The sequence below is a fragment of the Pseudoalteromonas sp. UG3-2 genome (assembly GCF_037120705.1).
GTDB lineage: Bacteria > Pseudomonadota > Gammaproteobacteria > Enterobacterales > Alteromonadaceae > Pseudoalteromonas.
In genome coordinates this window covers 806,777-824,652 of the sequence record NZ_JAWLJU010000002.1, presented here as the reverse complement: position 1 = coordinate 824,652, position 17,876 = coordinate 806,777, and the positions used below count along the sequence as shown (strand labels likewise).

Below are 17,876 nucleotides of genomic sequence, written 5' to 3'. Positions count from 1 at the left end.
AAAAAACAAAAAGCCCACTAATACCAATTCGCTTAATTAAGTGGTCCATTTGAGGCAAGAAAATTTTGTTGATAACCAGGCAAAAATTTTGCAATTTAGTTGTTCTAAATTAGAAATTTTTAACGCAGTTAGCGCCAAATTTACTCCCTCAAATTGAGCAAGTATTAATGTGGATTGGTATAAACCAATTGGTTCAATGAAAACAAGGGCTCAGGAACACCACAACAGGGTGTTATAACAACAATAAAGGGGACAAACACGTGGATACGTTAGGTAGTATTTTAGATGCGTTAGATGGGATGCTGGGTGGCTCACCCTGGTTCCCATACATTTTACTCGGGGTGGGGCTGTTTTTTACCATCTATCTCAAGTTTCCTCAGGTTCGCTATTTCAAACATGCTTGTAAAGTGGTGACCGGTAAGTATGACAAAAAAGAACTAGCGGGTGATACCACGCACTTTCAAGCACTCGCCACGGCTTTGTCGGGCACCGTGGGTACCGGTAACATCGGTGGCGTTGCTTTGGCAATCTCAATTGGTGGTCCAGCGGCTTTATTTTGGATGTGGATGACCGCGTTTTTTGGTATGACCACCAAATTCGTCGAGGTGACCCTGTCGCACAAATACCGTGTTAAAACAGACGATGGCACGATGGCGGGTGGCCCTATGTATTACATGGACCGTCGCCTCAACATGAAATGGCTGGCGATCCTATTTGCCATTGCGACCGTGATCAGCTCTTTTGGCACTGGCAGCTTGCCGCAAATCAATAACATTGCTCAAGGTATGGAAGCGACCTTTGGCTTTGCCCCTATGGCAACCGGTGCCGTACTGTCTATTTTATTAGCCTTGGTTATTTTAGGAGGCATTAAGCGTATTGCCGCAATCACTTCTCGAGTGGTGCCGATTATGGCCGCGGTATACATTCTTGGTGCCTTTGCGGTTATTTTTTATAATATTGAAAACATTGGTCCTGCCTTTGTTTCAGTATTCACTAACGCCTTTACCGGCTCGGCTGCGGCTGGTGGATTCTTAGGTGCCTCTTTTGCTTACGCATTTAACCGTGGGGTTAACCGAGGTTTGTTCTCTAACGAAGCCGGTCAAGGTTCGGCACCCATTGCTCACGCCTCAGCAAAGGCCGATGAGCCAGTATCAGAAGGCATGGTGTCTATTCTTGAACCCTTCATTGATACCATCATTATTTGTACCTTAACTGGTTTGGTGATCCTGTCTTCAGGGGTATGGACAGAAAAGTTCGAAACCAGCTTTGAGCGTTCCTCGATGGTGATTTTAGATGGCAAATACCAAGAGGATAACGAAGCCGATAGACAGGCTCTGTATGGTTACCTAAATGGCCAAAAAGACCATGGCGTAGAGAAGTTCAATGGCGTGATAAACGTTGTGCAAGGTAAAGCAGTAACAGAAGATTTCACTGTGATCCATTCTCGCTCGATAGGTGAGCAGGTACGTTTTGGTATCACGGATAAGCACAAATACACCGGACCGGTTGAAGTGAAAAATGGGTTACCTACCGACGATAGCATTAGCTTAGTTGGTTATTCACTGGTTCACTCTGCTGAACTGACCACCAAAGCATTCACTCGCGGTTTCTTAGGTGAAAACGGCAAGTACATAGTTTCAATCGGCTTGTTACTGTTCGCCTTTTCTACCGCAATCGCTTGGTCATACTATGGTGACCGTGCCATGATTTATCTACTAGGCAGTCGCTCAGTGATGCCATACCGGGTATTCTATGTGGCGGGTTTCTTTTGGGCCTCATTCGCCGATACTACTCTGGTTTGGAAACTTGCGGCGGTGGCCATTGTGGTGATGACGCTGCCGAACTTATTCGGTATTCTATTGCTGCGTAAAGAGATGAAGTCGTCGGTAAAAGAGTATTGGGTTGACTTCGATAAAGAGCACAACCGTGAATCGAAAAATTAATTAAAATTCTCTTGTCATTTAAGGACAAGAGAATACAAAGATAGTAGAATAAGGCGCCTTACAGGTGCCTTATTTTTTTATGGAGTAGTAAATTATGGCGATAGCGCAATGCCCCAGCTGCAGTAAATCTATTTCCTCCAAGCACACATCCTGTCCTCATTGCCACATTGATTTGACAGATTTTTCCGCCGAAGACCAACAGCGTGTCGCGGCCAGAAAACGGGTAAAGCGGCAACAAACCTTTATCAACTACTCGTTTATCGCGCTGATCTTATTTTTGGGTGGCTTCTTATATATTTATTGGCAGCAACCCGAACCCAACTCAATTGCCATGATTGCCAGTAAAACCGCCATTGGCGTGGGGGCAATTTGGTACCTTATTAATCGAGTTGTTCTTGTGATTTTGAAGAAGAAAAAGTAGCAATGAATGTAGATAGTCTAGTTCAGAATATTACGCCGGAGCTTTATGAGCGCTTGCAATATGGTGCATCAACCGGCAAATGGCCTGATGGCACGCCACTGAGTGCAGCACAAAAAGAGCAAACTGTGCAGCTAGTTATGCTTTATCAAGCCAAGGTGGCACGGTCTAACGAGCAGTTCACCATTAACGACAAAGGCGAAATGGTGCAAAAATCTAAACGCGAATTACAACAAGAATTCAAAGCCGACAACGAGATAGCTAGGTTCAGCGAACATGATCTTTAAACACCTATTTACTCCGAAATGGAAACACCCAAAAGTAGACGTGCGTGCGGCTGCCATTGAAAAGCTGGATCTAGAAAAAGACGCCAGCGTATTGCAAAGCTTGGCACTAGAAGACGAATCGGCTCAGATCCGCAAGCAGGTGCTGACCAAAGTGAATGACCTAGGGCTATGGTGGAAAGCATACAAACAAGACGGTGAGCTTAAAGAGCTGGCAGAACAGAAAATTTCCAGTGCAGTTATCAATCAAGACAACAGTTTACAAAGCAGCATTCGTGACGAATACATCGAACGCTACGCTGCCACTAAAACCCTTGAAAAAGTGGCGTTGCAAGAGTCCGATCACAGTAATAAAGTCAAACTGCTTAAGCGTCTTGCCAACAGCACCCTGATTGAGAAAGTCTTTAAAGAGGGCTCGGAGTCATTGCAGCTGGCCATGTTAGAGCTTGTTGCTCAGCACCGCTTAGAAAAAACGCTGTTAAAAAGTGCTCAAGGTGAAGCATTAACGGCACTGAATAATACCTTAGAGCAACAGCGACTGGCGAAAGAAATGCCTGTGCAGGTCGCAGAAGAAACTCGCGTGGTGTTGGCTAAGCTCAATGCTTTGCGAGACAAACAGGACTATGAAAAAGTCCAGCAGCAAGCCAATGCTTTATTCGAGCAATGGCAGGGGATTGAACTGAAGTGGTTAGACGATGAAGCTGTCGGCGCCCTAGACACTAAGTTCCAACAGGTCTCAGAAAAGCTGAACCGCCATATTGCCGAATTAGAAAAGCAATATTCAGCGCAACAGGCGGCGCAAAAATTAAAGCAAAATCAAGCATTAGAGTCGGCCGAGTTAAACGCTGAATTCGAAGCCATTGAGAAAACTTTGGAAGTTGCTTGCAAGTCTCTCGACATAACGCCACATCAAGCGCTTACTGAGCGACTAGACGCGTTACAACAGCGCATGCAAACGCCCCAGTATCTGACAGCAGAGATGCTCAGCAATTTGCAGCGTAAATCGCAGGCATTGTTTGCAGAACTTAATGACTTGCCAAAGCTGATCACCGCCAGTGACAACTTCAATCAAGCCATAGCAAAGCTAGAGTCAGTGACACCACCGAGTGATCTGTCGCAGTTTGACCAACAAATGCAAGAGCAAAAAGAAGCCTATATTGTCGCCAAACACGCTTTGGCTGAGTTGCCTGCGGTGTTAAGCAAAGAGGCCAAGGCAAAGCTTCAGTCTGTTAGCCATACTTTTTTAGCTGCAGTGGAGCCGCTGCGTGAAGCGCAAGAAAAAGCGCTGAAACAAGGCAAGAAAAAAGCGCGTGATGTACAAAGGTTAATCGATCAAGGTCGCTTTAATGTGGCATTTGGTGTCTTTAATGGCTTTATGGAGCAATATGATCGCCTGACGCCAGAATATAAAAAGCAGTTAGAAAAGCAACACGAAAGCCTTAGCAAAGCGCTTGAAGAATTAAAAGACTGGCAAAAATATGCCGCCACGCCGAAACGTGATGAGCTGCTGCAAGAGGTTGAGCAAAAGCTCAGTGAAGAGAATGTTGACCCAGTGCAGCGCGCAGAAGAAGTGAAGCGTTTACGTAAGCGTTGGAACGAGCTTGGCCATGTTGAAACGGAGCAAGAGAAGGTGCAAGCCGCCCAGTTTGATGACAAGATTGAACAGTTATTTGCCCCGTGTCGCGCGCACTTTGCCGAGCAAGAGCAGCAACGTGAACAAGCAAAGCAAAAACGCCAAGATATTGTTGCCGAAATGACCCAACTTGCCGCGACGGTTGCAAACCAGTCGGTTGAGTGGCGTGAGATTGAAAGCCAGTTTAATCGTATAGCCAAAGCCTGGAAATCGGCCGGGAATGTCGATGCCAAAAGCTATCAACAATTAAACAACGCGTATCGTGAGCAGCATCAAGCGGTATATGAAAAGCTAAAAGGCTTTCATCAAGCGAACGCAGAGCAAAAAGCACAATTGGTCGCAGAGGCTGAGCAATTACTAGCAAGCGATGACTTAGCTGCGGCCTGCGAACAATTAAAGACGTTGCAAAAGCAATGGCAACAGATTGGTTTTGCAGGTGCAAAACAAGAACATAGTTTATGGAAAGCGTTTCGTGCTCATAATGATGCCGTGTTTGAAAAGCGCAGTGCGCAATATGCAGAGCAAAAGCAGCAAGAGCTGGCACAAGAGCAGACTCAGCGACAACAATTGGCTGAATTTGATACCCAGCTTATTGAGGCGGTGACGCAAAATGAATTGCTTGCAGTACGTGATGCACTTAATGGCTTTGCCGTGGTCTCTGGCTTAAATCAAGAGAAAAGCCGGTTACTGGCTCAAGTCGCTGCCAAGCTCGATGACTTGTTTTCTTCTCAGCGCCGCGCAAAGTTTAACGAGTTGGTGCAAGCGGTTGAGAATACCCAAGCCATACCTAGCTCTTGGCAAGGTAAGAATGAAACCAACTTAGACGCGCAGCAGCTGTTATTGCGCTTGGAAATTTTGACCAATCAAGAGAGCCCCGCAGAGCAGCAGTCACAACGAATGGCACAGCAAGTGGCGATGCTCGATGCCAAGCTGCAAGGTGAGGAAGCCAATTTAGAAACCTACCTAGTGAGCTACCTAGCCGTGGCAGACGAAGCCTGTCTATCGGCTCACAAATCAAGGCTATTAGCAGTACTGAACGCCTAGATCACAAGTAGTGACACTCGAGTTGTAAAAAGCCCATCATGTTTATGATGGGCTTTTTTATTGCCTCGATAATAACTGTGGTAGGAGCACGCAATAAGTGAGTTTAAAGCAACGTAATATTGCGCTTAAACTAGACAAAACTCTTATTAAAAAAGTATGCGAACAAGTCATCAGCTTGTCCGCCGACAGGCTATTTTGTGGTAAAGAAGCTCAAGTCGCTATGCATCTTATTGGCTTTTTCGGTCATTTCCGTGCTGGCGGCGCTGACCTGCTCAACCAAAGCGGCGTTGCGCTGGGTGATCTCATCCATATTAGCCACAGCTGAGTTCGCTTGCTGAATGCCGTGAAGCTGATTTTGACTGGCTTCTGAAATCTCCTTAATCATGTTCATTACCTCCAGCACTGACTTGGTGATCTCATCCAGAGACTCACCAGAGCGGTTGACTAATACGGTGCCTTCTTCCACCTTATTGCTGGAGTCACGAATTAAGGTGCCAATCTCTTTCGCCGCAGCTGAGGCCCGCTGCGCTAGGTTTCTAACCTCGCCAGCCACTACAGCAAAGCCTTTGCCTTGCTCACCCGCACGTGCCGCCTCAACCGCAGCATTCAATGCCAGTAGATTGGTTTGAAAGGCGATTTCATCTATCATGCTGACGATGTCAACAATACGCTTGCTGGCGGTGCTGATCTCTCCCATTGCCGCTATGGCTTCATTCACCACCGCGATACCACGCTTGGCAGCATCGGTGGTTTCTTGGGCGTGACCACTGACGTTGATGGCGTTCTGGGCGTTGTTATTTGCCGAAGCAGTAAGCTCTTCCATGGTTGAGGCGGTTTCCTCTAATGACGAGGCCTGAGATTCAACCCGTGAGCTTAAATCAGCATTGCCGGTGGCGATTTCTCCGGCACCGGTGCTAACCCCATCAGCTAAGTCAAGCACCGACACTAATGTAGATTGCAGTTTTTCTAATGATGCGTTCAGGGTGTCTTTGACGGTATTAAGTTCATCATCAAAGTCGCCGTCTATGCGCTGAGTTAAGTTACCTTGCTGTAATTGCTGTAATGCCGAGGCAATTTTGGCGGTGCCTTCTTTTCTCGGCGTTGAGTCATCGGCGTAAAGCACTATCTTGGTCATTTCGCCTATGGTGTTGAAAATGGGATTGAATGAGCCTGAGAGCCAGCGCGTTTCTCCAGCTAAGGTTTGGTGTTTAAAATCACCACTAACGAATTCGCCGGCCTTGAGCTTAGCTTGTAACTTGCTGTACTCAGCACTGCTAATAAAGTCAGGGTGAAGTAGGGTATCGAGTTGTTTACCCAGTAGCTCAGAAACCTCATCACAATTAAAGATGTTGAGGTAATTATCGTTGGCGTGCTCTAATTCTCCATCCACAGAAAACTCTGCCACCGCGATAGCACGACTAATGGCATTTAGTTTGTAGGTAAACTCCAGCGCTTCAACTTTGGTTTCGGTAATGTTGGCTTGGATGGAAACATAGCGCTCAACCTGACCATCTTCACCAAAGACGGGGTTAATGGCTAGCGAAATCCAATAACTATTGCCATTTTGATCGTAGTTTAAAATTTCATCATAGAAAGGCTCTGCGGCATCGAGCTTTTCACGAATACGTTTTTTCGTTTCTTCGGAGGTATCTGGCCCTTGTAAAAAGTCTCCAGGTTTTTTTCCTCTTACTTGTTCAAGCTCAAACCCGGTTAAGCGGGTAAAGCCTGGGTTGACATACTCTATAAGGCCTTGAGCATCCGTAATAATCACTGAATTTGCGGTTTCATTGGCCACCAAAGAAAGGGTTTCAAAGGTCGCGCGACGTTCAACCTCTTCGGTCACATCGCGGACAAACGCGGTATAATAAATATCCTCATCAATAACAACTTTTGACAAGGCCAAGTTGCCCCAACGCCGCTCTCCATCTTTACGATAAATAGGGACCTCACGACTGGTACCGACAATTTTATTGTTACCTGTGGTGCGGTTGGCATTAACGTAACTATCGTGGTTGGCCTGAATATCATAAGGCACCAGCATTTTGACATTTTGACCTATGACTTCATCACGAGAGTAGCCCCATAAGATCTCGGCGGCAGCATTAAAGTCGGTAACGATATTATCGGGGTTGATTGACACCACGGCATCGATGGCTTGCTCTAACACTTGATTTAAGAACTCGCGTTGCTTTCTTTGCTCGGTCACATCCCGAACAAAGGCGGTGTATTGAATGCGGTTGTCACATTCTACCCGGCATAATGACAAACTGCCCCAGAGTTTAGTGCCATCTTTACGATACACTTCTACCTCACGATTGGAGCCGACAATTTTATCTTGTTTGGTGATTCTGTTGCTATTAACAAAGTCATCGTGCTGGGCTTGTATTGCCTGCGGCACCAGCATTTTAACGTTTTTACCAATCACTTCTTGGCGGCTGTAGCCCCATAATTGCTCTGCAGCAGCATTAAAGGTGGTGACGCAATTGTGCTCATCGATACACACCACGGCATCAAGGGCATCTTCTAAAACTTGTTGAATAAATTGGTTGTTAAAGCGTTCTTCAGTGATATCACGTAAAAAAGCGGTGTAATGAATTTCATCTCCTATCTGAAGCTTAGAGAGCGACAGTTTGCCCCAGCGCTTTTCGCCGTTTTTGCGATATATCTCTACGTCTCTGGCTTTACCAACGATTTTATTAACCCCAGTGGTGCGGTTATTATCGACGTAGTCATCGTGGTTTGCTTGAATGGCCTCAGGCACCAGCATTTTTACATTTTGGCCAATGACCTCATGGCGTTGATAGCCCCACAGCGCTTCGGCTGCGGCGTTAAAAAAAGTCACCTTGTTATGACTATCAATGGACACCACGGCATCGATTGCCTGTTCAAGTACTGCTTGGTAATAGTCTTGGCTTTGACGAGACGGGCTAGAGGTAAACTGACTACCGACAAACAACTGCTTGAAAAAGTTAGCCATCTTATAGGCTCCTTTGGGTTAAACGCGACGTTGTTAAGTTAAGTACAAAAGCGCAATATTTTCATAATTTTTTTCGTAAAGAGTTTATTTTTTAGGGAGCTAGAGCTGCGTTTGAGTGTTTTTTGGAGGGGGATAGCAAAGTGCGAGTCAGGCTCGCACTATTTTGGATTAGCCAAAGAGCTCGTCTTCAAGGGTTTTGCCATTGACTAAAGATTTATAGTGCCATTGCTGCGCCTTACATAGCTGCAGTAAGTCAATATCGACAGGCTTGCTAGTGTGATAATCCACCAGAATAGCGCCACTGGCATTAAGGGTGACAGACTCTACACCTGTCAGAGGCGCAATGGCGTCAATGTGGTGTTGTGTTGCCGGCTGTTTTAACTTCAAGGTCAGGGTGGCAACTTGCGTCTCTGTGACTCGGTCTACTGCAGTGAGTTTTCCTTTATTGAGGTGCAACACCTTATCGCATAAATCATCGAGCTCAACTAAATCATGAGAGCTGAGGATAAACGTTGCTTGGGACTGCAGCGATCTGACGAGGTTGCGGATCTCTCTGGCATTAACCGGGTCTAAGCCAGCGGTGGCTTCATCTAATAATACCAGTTCCGGTTGCCCAAGTAAGGTTTGTGCAATGCAAATACGTTTGCGCATACCATGTGAAAGCTCATGGGGGCGTGCCGAAGCGTATCCACTTAAATTGACCAACTCCAGTACTCGCAAGGTTTCACTGTGTGCCTGTTTGCGCTTGAGCCCTTGTAATTGACCGTATAAGTCCAATTGATCGCTCACGGTGAAGCGAGGGTCCAATTGCGCGTCTTGTGGTAAAGCGGCAATTCGGCCAAATAGGCTAGGATCACCAGGCACTTGGTTAAGAATTTCTACTGTGCCGGAATCCGCTGTTAAATAACCACACAAGGTACTGAACAAGGTTGTTTTCCCGGCGCCATTGGGGCCCACCAGTGCAACGGGCGAGCCTGCTGAAATGGTAAAGCTCACCTCATCTAGTGCGCGCATATTGCCATAGTATTTGGTTAAGTTTGTCGCCGTGATAAGACTCATAATGCCCGCCTTTTGAGTAATTGAGTGCTTAAAGTCAGTAATACTAATGAATGCAGTATCGGAGTTACAAAGCGAGAGACAGTGGGACTTTGCGATAAAACGTCACTGAGCTGGTAGCCAGGGAACAGGTAAAATAAATATTCTGCGTAAGCAACATAATCAAATACCAGCATCACTAGGGTGATTAAAGTGGAGTAAGCCAATACGGCATAGATCATACTCATTTTACTTGAGCTGGCAAAATGGTTAACCAAAGACATTAAGGCTATAAAGGGAGCGGTAAATAATAGTAACTCCAGCACAATGGGAAGCAGCAACAATAGGCCGCTAACGGCGAGCTCTGAGTCGCGCATAACCATTAATATCCAAGCGCCCATGGCTGAAATCGCGATTAAAATCGCGGTGTTTAAGACTTGGCCAAAAAAGCGACCGATAACGATTTCAGCTCGGGTACTGCGCAGAGTGAGAAATCGCAAGGTACCGCGGACTCTGTCTTCAACGGTTTGATCTGCGCTTGAAAAAATCACGAAAAGCGGAAATAAAAATATCGACCAAACTAAATACAGTGCCAATTCAACTTCAGGCCACATGGCGATTTTTTGCATTCCTATGCTGCCTGAAAAGGTTTGGATCATATTTTTAAAGTTCGGATCGCCAACAATATACACCGCGTTGGCAATGGCATATCTAAGAATGGCATACCACACCAACACAAACGCAGCGATCGCCAGCCAGCCACGTTTGGTGGCAAACAATCGCTTTAGCTCAAAAATAGCAATGAGCCCAGTTCGAGTAAAATTCATTTATGGTTCCTTTGTGGCTTATTGGGTACTAGGTTTTTGGCCTAGGCTATCCTAGTGAGCCTATCTGATTGTTATGCTAAAAGGAAGTTATTGAACTGTAACAAAATAAAAACGGGCGACACGTTCGCCGCCCGTTTATAATTAACTCTGAAAGGGATTACCAACCGCAGTCACGGCCTTGGTTTTGCTCATCTAAGTACTTTTGCAATGGTGCGAAGTAGTCAAGCACTGCCGTGGCATCCATCTTATTGCTACCTGTTAGCGTTTGTAATGCTTCTTGCCATGGTCTGCTACTGCCCATTTCAAGCATGGCATTTAAGCGCTCGCCGGCTTCTTTTGAGTTGTACACTGAACAGCGGTGAATGGCTTCCTCACTGCCCGCGATTTCACACAGCGACTTGTGGAATTGGAACTGCAGGATATGTGCTAAGAAATAGCGAGTGTAAGGTACGTTGCCTGGCACATGGTATTTCGCACCTGGATCGAAATCACTTTCACTACGCGCAACAGGCGCTGTTACACCTTGATACTTTTCACGCAGTTCCCACCAAGCTTGGTTATATTCTGCTGGTGTTATTTCACCAGAAAATACCTGCCAGCGCCATTGGTCGACCAACAAGCCAAATGGAATAAACGCCACTTTATCGAGCGCCATTTTCATCAGTAAGCCAATGTCCTTTGATTCATCGGGTACTTCATCAAGCAAACCAATTTGTTGTAGATAACCTGGCGTCACCGAAAGGGCGATGGTGTCACCAATGGCTTCGTGAAAACCATCATTGGCACTTTCTTGGTAATATACTGGCTGTTGATTGTAGGCGCGCTGGTAAAAGTTGTGGCCAAGCTCGTGGTGGATCACTGAAAACTCTTCACCAGTACGTTGGATACACATTTTAATTCTTAAGTCGTCTTTAGCATCCAGGTTCCAAGCAGAGGCGTGACATTGAACATCGCGATCTTCTGGTTTGGTAAACAATGAGCGCTGATAAAAGGTTTCCGGTAGAGGAGCAAAGCCCATGGAAGTAAAGAACTTTTCAGCGCCTTTTACCATTTTAACTTCATCATAATTGTGTTCAGCCAACAGCTCTGTGACATCATAACCTGGGTCGGCATTTTCTGGCGCCACTAAATCGTAGATGTTGCCCCACGTCTGCGCCCACATGTTACCTAATAAATGAGCTGGAATAGGCTGGTCTTGTGGTACTTTGTCTTCACCATACTTTTCACCTAACTTGGCACGAACGTGACAATGTAGAGAGTCATAAAGTGGTTTTACTTGACCCCAAATACGGTCTAGTTCGTTGGCAAAATCATCCGCTGGCATGTCGTACTTACTGCGCCACATCGCCCCCGTATCGGCATAGCCAAGCTCGTTAGCACCTTCATTAGTTAGTACGACTTGCTTTTCATACAGAGGTCGCATGGGCTTGGCCACTTCACGCCAACCTTGCCAAATATCCAAAAGCTCAGCGTAGTTGCGACTGTTAGCCATCTTGGCTGTCATTTCACCTAGGCTTAAACATGTGCCGTCAGCGTTACAATATTTGCCTTTGCCATACATGCCATCAAGCTCGGCGCTTAACTTAGCGAGCTCGGCGGTTTTATCTGCATCTTTGGGAGCCGGTAAGGTTAAATTAAGTTTTAATTTATCCAATTTGCGACGAGTGTCTACTGTTAACTGCATACCATCGAACTGTGCGGCTTGATTGGCCAGCTCCACTAGAGCTGCAGTGTACTCTTCGTTGACATCCGCGGCTAACGACGCCGTGTCATGAGTAATAAAGTTGGCGTAGATCCAAGCGGCACGACTTGAGCGAAAGTTAAGATCAACCAGCTGCTCAGCTGCGCTGTCAAGAAAGGCTACCGCATCCGCGTCTGTGAGCTTTGTGTGTTGTTCTGGTGTCGACTTACATGCAGAAAGTGCGACTGCACTGGCGACAATAATGGCACCAACGCTCAGTTTAAATCTTGGTTTCATGACTTTTCACTTGTTGTTATGTTGCTCTAAAAAAGCCCCAACGAGTTAATGCCGCAGGGCTCTGTTCGCTTCAGCTTAGGGTGACTGAATGACAGCGATAATAGCAGGATGCTAGAAAAACGACAATTTCATGACTGGAGCTGCCATGGCTTAACACAAGAAAAAGTTGAGTTCGTATAGAAGTTAACCATACTTATCGTAGATAAAACAAACTTGGCCGCAAGCTGTGTTCAAAAGGAGTATTTATGACGTTGTTTCTATTAATTATATTAGCCATCGTGGTGATATTTTGCGTTAAAGAAGTGCGAGTTAAGGTGATCACCAAGCCACTGTTTAGGTATTTTAAATCCTCGCTGCCAGAATTATCTCAAACCGAACGCGAAGCCATGGAAGCTGGCACCATTTGGTGGGATGGCGCTTTATTTTCTGGTAAGCCGAACTGGCGCAAGTGGCTAAGCAATGGCAAGCCTCAGTTAAGCGATGAGGAACAAGCGTTTATCGACAATGAGCTGGAGCAATTACTGGCCATGCTCGATGAGGAAAAAATAGCTGCAGTCAATGATTTACCTCAAGAAGTATGGCAATACTTAAAACAACATGGCTTTTTCGCTTTTATTATTCCCAAGTCCTTTGGCGGCAAGGAGTTTAGTGCCCAAGCCAATTCTACCATCGTGGCTAAAATCGCCAGCCGCAGTTTGTCTACAGCGGTTACGGTCATGGTACCCAACAGCCTAGGACCGGCTGAGTTACTGCTCCATTATGGCAGCCATGAACAACAGCAGCATTGGTTGCCCAAGCTGGCGTCTGGCGATGTCATTCCGTGCTTTGCCTTAACTTCTCCAGAGGCCGGTTCCGATGCAGGCAGTATTCAAGATTACGCCATCGTTTGTGAGCGCGAGTTTGAAGGGCAGAAGCAACTCGGTTTGGCCGTGACTTGGCAAAAACGTTACATCACGCTTGCGCCTGTGGCGGACGTATTGGGACTGGCGTTTAAGGTGTACGACCCCGATCAGCTGTTATCTGCTAAGCAGGAGCGGGGGATCACCTGTGCCCTCATCCCCACCAACCACGAGGGCGTTGAAACCGGCCCTCGGCACCAGCCACTAGGGCAAGCCTTTATGAATGGCACAACCTCTGGCCAAGATGTATTTATCCCACTTAATTGGGTCATTGGCGAAGAAGCAGGAATTGGTAAAGGCTGGCGGATGCTGGTGTCTTGCTTAAGCGCGGGTCGGGGGATTTCGCTGCCAGCATTGAGTGCTGGCACTGCTCATTTAAGCAGTCGCACGACGTCTGCATACGCCGGTGTTAGAAAACAGTTTGGTATACCGATCGCCGCTTTTGAGGGCGTGCAAGAAGCTCTTGCCAGAGTTTACGGCTACAGTTATTTGATTGAGGCGGTAAGACAAACCACTGCACTTGCCATCGATTTGAAACAAAGTCCATCGGTGGTCACGGCCATTGCAAAATACCATCTCACCGAACACGCAAGAGTGGCATTAAATGACGCCATGGACATACAAGGTGGTAAAGCGATTCAAATGGGGGAGAAAAACTACCTAGCACGAAATTACATGGGCATGCCGATTTCCATCACGGTGGAAGGGGCCAATATTTTAACCCGAAGCTTGATGATATTCGGCCAAGGGGCAACGCGCTGTCACCCCTTTATTTTGAAAGAAATGGCCATTGTGCAGCAACAAGATCAGTTAATTGCCTTAAAAGAATTCGATGAGGTGTTATGCAAACACTTACAGCATACCGCGGTGAATGGTGTGAAAGCATTCTTGAACGGATTGACGGGCGCCCGCTTTGAGCGTGCGCCCGTCAGTGGCGAAGTGTCCCGTTACTACCGAAGAATCACTTGGCTAAGTCAGGCATTGTCGGTGTACAGCGATGTTGCGATGTTAAAGCTGGGTGGCAGTTTAAAACGCAGAGAAATGCTCTCTGCCAAATTGGGAGATGTGTTGAGTTACTTATACATGGCTTCCTGCATTTTGAAAAAATACGAAGATGACGGCCGCCAGCAAGGTGACTTGCCGTTGGTAAACTACGCTGTAACACATTGCCTCGATGAGGCTAGCCGCGGTATTTATCGCTTTTGTGATAACTTTACCTGGACTCCAATGGCCTTCTTGCTGAAGCGCTTAGCTTTTCCTTTGGGTAATTGGCTGCCAGCCCCAAGTGATGATCTTGCTAAAGCCGTATGTAAAAACGTCAATGAACACAAAACGACCCGTGAGCGCATCGCGCATTTGTGCCGTGTGGTGAAACATTCTGCAGTGGATACCGTAGAACATGCCTACATTCTGGAACGAGCCCATGGTCCTCTGATGAGCAAATACCGCAAATGGTGTAAGGAAAATACTCAGCAGTTAGTGGGAAAAACCTTAGATGAGAAGCTAAAAGCAGCGCAGCAAGCGAACGTAATCGACGAAAAAGCAGCAGAAACCGTGTTTTGTATCGAGACCTTAGTCGCTGATGCGGTTGCTGTTGATGCTAAGTAAATAATAAAAAAGGCAATGATTCAATTCATTGCCTTTTTAAAGGATTAACGTGCAAAGGGGTCAGCAAGGATTTTATCGACGTACCATTTGCCCTTTTTCTTGATCATTTGCACACTGCGCATATCATCCACCTGCTCTCCGTGTAATTGGCCAGTAAAGATAAGGTTTATTTTTGCCTCCTTACCGTACTGTTCACGTAAACTTTGGTTGGTCATATCCACTTCGATGGTCACTTCATCGTATTGCATGTTGACAAGGTTGCGAGCAAATTGCGAGGCAGTACCGTAAGAGCGCATAATTCTTGCCAGTCGGGGGGTGGAATGTTGTGTGGCCAACTCTAGGCTATTTTTGTTGTAAAGTGCATCAAAATACAAAGTCGCGGTGTAACCGGGTGAATCTTTCGCTCCAGCGGCGTTTTCATCTGAACCGCATGCCGTCAGCATAGTAAAGGCGAAGACTAGTGCGAATACTCTGACAAGGCCTAGCTTCATCGTGCTAAAATACTTCATAAACAATCAAAAGTTATTCATAGTAGCTTAAGTTTGTCTGCTATCCGTCGATATGTAAAGGCAATAAGTTAAATTATCCAGTGCCGCTTTTTATCACTCGATACCGATAATAATCATCGGTGAGTGGCGGCAGCGCTTAAGGTTGAGGTTTTTATGTGGCGCCAGATTTGTTTATTATTGCTAGTAAGTGTATTGGCAGCATGTGCTGATCAACCTGAGATCAGTCGAGGAGTCACTAAACAACTGGACACCGACGGCATTGTTCTGGGCCACTTTTCTAAGGACGGGAAGTGGAGCGTTATTCTCGATAGTCACTCTCAAGTAAAGATATTTGATAATCACGCAAACCGCCCTGTTTTTGCTGTACCAAAAGACAAAGTCAAAACGCCAGTAACCGCTTTACTACTCTCAAATGATAAAAACATGTTGGTGATCGCAGGTGAAAACCTAGTGTCAATTTGGTCTATCAGTAAACAAAAACTCATCACCAATATTCCATTTGCTGGGGTCAGCCCGTTGGCTTCAATTTCTGCTTTGGCGCTATCGCAAGACAACCAACGCCTGCTGGTGGGCATGGACGATGGCTCATTAAACATGGCCGATTTGTTCACAAAATTGAATAACCGCTTTATGCCGCATCAGCGACCTATTCAGCACCTTGCTTTTCTTCCCGGAGCAGAGCGGTTTATCAGTGGTGGCCAAGATGGCAAGGTGGCAATGTGGCAATTTGCCTCACCTGACGCCTTATTTGAACGGCAATTCGATCATCGCATTACCAGCTTAACCATCAGTGAAGATGGTCAGCAGCTGTTTATTTCCGATGGTCTGAATGCCCAACATGTGATGGACTTAGAACAGCAGCAACAAGTGAGTGAATTACATTATATGGCGCGTTTCAAAATGTTCCGCCAAGCCAAGTTTATTCCCGGTTCTAATCTATTGGCGACGTCTTCTTCGAAGTCGCATTTGTCTATTTGGCGTTACAATGACGGTGAGGAGTTAGGTACTTGGTCTATTCAAGCCAAGCGCAAAGGAGCCACCGTGGTCGATATGTACTCGCCCGATGCCAATACCTTAGTAACGTTGAATAGTGACGGGATATTAGAGACGTGGGCGCTTAACCAATTGGCACAGAAGTAATCGGGGCGTAAAGGCTGTTAGCCTCAAAGCCCCGAACAACGCTAATCTTGTTGAAACTCGTACACACTGCCGAGCTTAAATAATTGCGTCAGCTCATCTAACGCCGTGTAGGACTCTTGTAACAAGCTAGGATCCGCGAGATCTTGCTCTGTGACACTGTCTCGGTAATGCTTGTTAACCCATTGGCAAAGTTGTTGATATTTGCTGTCACTCATCATCACTTCTGGATTAACTGCTGCTAGCTCTTGTTGTGTAAGGGCGACCCGTAAGCGCAGACAAGCAGGGCCGCCGCCATTTTGCATACTCTGACGCAAATCAAAAAAACGTACTTGCTTAATGGGGTTATCGGCCGCCAACATGTATTCAATATAAGCGGCAACATTGTCATTGTTGGCGCATTCTTCCGGTGCCACCAACATCATTTCACCTGAGGGTAAGGTCACTAACTGCGAGTTGAATAAATAACTACGTACTGCATCCTCTACACTAACGGCGTGGCTGGGCACTTCGACAATGTGCAGCGGCTGCTGACCTTGGTAGGCTTGACGGATCTGGGTCAGGCTTTCAACTTGGTTGATAAATGCTTGGTCATGACAAAACAAGACATTTTCATTACCCACCGCAATGACGTCATTATGAAACACCCCTTGGTCAATCACATCCGGGTTTTGTTGGATAAAAATGGCGTTGTGGTCATTAAGTTGGTGCAGTCTGGCGATTGCTTGGCTGGCTTCAAGTGTTTGCCGAGCCGGATATTTGCTTGGCCCTTTAATGGCTTGATTAAAACCACTGGCACCATAAACAAATAACTGTAAGCCGGGGCTAGCATGGCTGTCAGCAAGGCGAGTATGGTTTGCCGCGCCTTCGTCACCAAAAAACGGTTGTTCTGGTAAGTGCTGGTGATGGTTAAAATACTGGTTATCGGCAAACATGGCCCGCAACAGGTTAGACGTTGTGCTGGGTTCAATGGAGCGGTGGAATTTACAGTTTAAGTTGGCACTGGTGAAGTGCACCTTGCCATCACTAGAGTCAGCAGATGGCGACACCGTCGCAGCATTGGCTGTCCACATCGCCGAGGCCGAATAGCAGGCGCGTAATAAGACCGGATCGTGTTTGTAGGCTTTATTTAACACTTCGGCATCACTGCCACTAAAGCCAACCCGACGCAAAGCGGTGAGACTGGGTCTGGCATGAGGGGCAAACACACCTTGCTTTAAGCCGCTATCATGCATTGCCTTCATTTTAGCAAGGCCTTGTAATGCGGCTTCTTTAGGATTAGAGCTGGCAGCAGCATTAGAAAGCGAAGCTACGTTGCCATAAGAGAGTCCCGCGTAGTTGTGAGTGGGTCCAACTAGGCCGTCAAAATTGACTTCATACGCCATGAGTAATTTATCCTGTTAATGTCGTTTTTATTGTCTTCAGTATGTATGGATTGCTGGCGTTTTTAAAGGCCTAGATGTGGTACAAAGCAATTTACTGCCGTTGGCTTAAGTCACTTTCACACTACCAGTCGATGGTGCAACAGGCTTTTCATTGCAAAATCGTATTCTGTCTCCCACAATATGGGTATCTCTTTAAAAC

General features: G+C 46.4%; 12 protein-coding genes. 6 read left to right on the top strand and 6 right to left on the bottom strand.

The features are described 5' to 3' along the window. The first annotated feature begins 299 nt into the window (after positions 1-299). The 4 genes from R3P39_RS06960 (at position 300) to R3P39_RS06945 (ending at position 5,322) form a co-directional block, all read left to right on the top strand. Positions 300-1,943, top strand: coding sequence for an alanine/glycine:cation symporter family protein (locus tag R3P39_RS06960; protein WP_442962062.1), 1,644 nt, complete (start codon positions 300-302; stop codon positions 1,941-1,943). 94 nt (positions 1,944-2,037) lie between these two features. After that, entirely contained in the window at positions 2,038-2,364 is a 327-nt protein-coding gene (locus R3P39_RS06955; protein WP_336566535.1) for a hypothetical protein, read from the top strand. 2 nt (positions 2,365-2,366) lie between these two features. After that, a complete protein-coding gene (locus tag R3P39_RS06950; protein WP_336566532.1) occupies positions 2,367-2,648 on the top strand; it encodes a YeaC family protein in 282 nt (93 codons plus the stop codon). Beyond that, positions 2,638-5,322 carry a DUF349 domain-containing protein gene (locus R3P39_RS06945; RefSeq protein ID WP_336566530.1) on the top strand — a complete coding sequence of 895 codons (2,685 nt, stop codon included), beginning with the start codon at positions 2,638-2,640 and terminating at the stop codon, positions 5,320-5,322. The genes R3P39_RS06950 and R3P39_RS06945 overlap by 11 nt, the downstream gene beginning before the upstream one ends. 190 nt (positions 5,323-5,512) lie before the next feature. On the opposite strand, the gene R3P39_RS06940 is transcribed toward R3P39_RS06945, so the two are convergent. The 4 genes from R3P39_RS06940 to R3P39_RS06925 form a co-directional block, all read right to left on the bottom strand. Next, the gene (locus tag R3P39_RS06940; protein ID WP_336566528.1) at positions 5,513-8,299 is read right to left on the bottom strand and encodes a PAS domain S-box protein; all 2,787 of its coding nucleotides are present in this window, start codon (positions 8,297-8,299) and stop codon (positions 5,513-5,515) included. A gap of 168 nt (positions 8,300-8,467) precedes the next feature. Beyond that, positions 8,468-9,361, bottom strand: coding sequence for an ABC transporter ATP-binding protein (locus R3P39_RS06935; RefSeq protein ID WP_336569262.1), 894 nt, complete (start codon positions 9,359-9,361; stop codon positions 8,468-8,470). After that, positions 9,355-10,161, bottom strand: a complete 807-nt coding sequence (locus R3P39_RS06930; protein ID WP_336566526.1) for an ABC transporter permease subunit — start codon at positions 10,159-10,161, stop codon at positions 9,355-9,357. Before R3P39_RS06930 ends, R3P39_RS06935 begins: the two co-directional genes overlap by 7 nt. 157 nt (positions 10,162-10,318) lie before the next feature. Next, positions 10,319-12,139 carry a M2 family metallopeptidase gene (locus R3P39_RS06925; protein WP_336566525.1) on the bottom strand — a complete coding sequence of 607 codons (1,821 nt, stop codon included), beginning with the start codon at positions 12,137-12,139 and terminating at the stop codon, positions 10,319-10,321. Positions 12,140-12,384: 245 nt separating this feature from the next. On the opposite strand from R3P39_RS06925, the gene R3P39_RS06920 reads away from it, so the two are divergent. Beyond that, entirely contained in the window at positions 12,385-14,646 is a 2,262-nt protein-coding gene (locus R3P39_RS06920) for an acyl-CoA dehydrogenase (protein ID WP_336566524.1), read from the top strand. A gap of 44 nt (positions 14,647-14,690) precedes the next feature. On the opposite strand, the gene R3P39_RS06915 is transcribed toward R3P39_RS06920, so the two are convergent. Further along, positions 14,691-15,137, bottom strand: coding sequence for a hypothetical protein (locus R3P39_RS06915; protein ID WP_336569260.1), 447 nt, complete (start codon positions 15,135-15,137; stop codon positions 14,691-14,693). A 171-nt stretch (positions 15,138-15,308) separates the two neighbouring features. Here R3P39_RS06915 and R3P39_RS06910 point away from each other — a divergent pair, with 171 nt between their 5' ends. Beyond that, positions 15,309-16,295, top strand: a complete 987-nt coding sequence (locus tag R3P39_RS06910) for a WD40 repeat domain-containing protein (protein ID WP_336566523.1) — start codon at positions 15,309-15,311, stop codon at positions 16,293-16,295. Positions 16,296-16,336: 41 nt separating this feature from the next. Here the strand turns inward: R3P39_RS06910 and astB are convergent, their stop codons facing one another. After that, complete coding sequence (gene astB / locus R3P39_RS06905; RefSeq protein WP_336566522.1) at positions 16,337-17,677, bottom strand: N-succinylarginine dihydrolase; 1,341 nt, start codon at positions 17,675-17,677, stop codon at positions 16,337-16,339. Positions 17,678-17,876: the final 199 nt, after the last annotated feature.

Excerpts from the sequence above, each read along its gene's own strand:
- R3P39_RS06910 (WP_336566523.1), top strand. The coding sequence starts at position 15,309 with ATGTGGCGCCAGATTTGTTTATTATTGCTAGTAAGTGTATTGGCAGCA.
- R3P39_RS06925 (WP_336566525.1), bottom strand. The coding sequence starts at position 12,139 with ATGAAACCAAGATTTAAACTGAGCGTTGGTGCCATTATTGTCGCCAGT.
- R3P39_RS06920 (WP_336566524.1), top strand. The coding sequence starts at position 12,385 with ATGACGTTGTTTCTATTAATTATATTAGCCATCGTGGTGATATTTTGC.
- R3P39_RS06940 (WP_336566528.1), bottom strand. The coding sequence starts at position 8,299 with ATGGCTAACTTTTTCAAGCAGTTGTTTGTCGGTAGTCAGTTTACCTCT.
- astB (WP_336566522.1), bottom strand. The coding sequence starts at position 17,677 with ATGGCGTATGAAGTCAATTTTGACGGCCTAGTTGGACCCACTCACAAC.
- R3P39_RS06945 (WP_336566530.1), top strand. The coding sequence starts at position 2,638 with ATGATCTTTAAACACCTATTTACTCCGAAATGGAAACACCCAAAAGTA.
- R3P39_RS06915 (WP_336569260.1), bottom strand. The coding sequence starts at position 15,137 with ATGAAGCTAGGCCTTGTCAGAGTATTCGCACTAGTCTTCGCCTTTACT.
- R3P39_RS06950 (WP_336566532.1), top strand. The coding sequence starts at position 2,367 with ATGAATGTAGATAGTCTAGTTCAGAATATTACGCCGGAGCTTTATGAG.
- R3P39_RS06930 (WP_336566526.1), bottom strand. The coding sequence starts at position 10,161 with ATGAATTTTACTCGAACTGGGCTCATTGCTATTTTTGAGCTAAAGCGA.
- R3P39_RS06960 (WP_442962062.1), top strand. The coding sequence starts at position 300 with ATGCTGGGTGGCTCACCCTGGTTCCCATACATTTTACTCGGGGTGGGG.
- R3P39_RS06955 (WP_336566535.1), top strand. The coding sequence starts at position 2,038 with ATGGCGATAGCGCAATGCCCCAGCTGCAGTAAATCTATTTCCTCCAAG.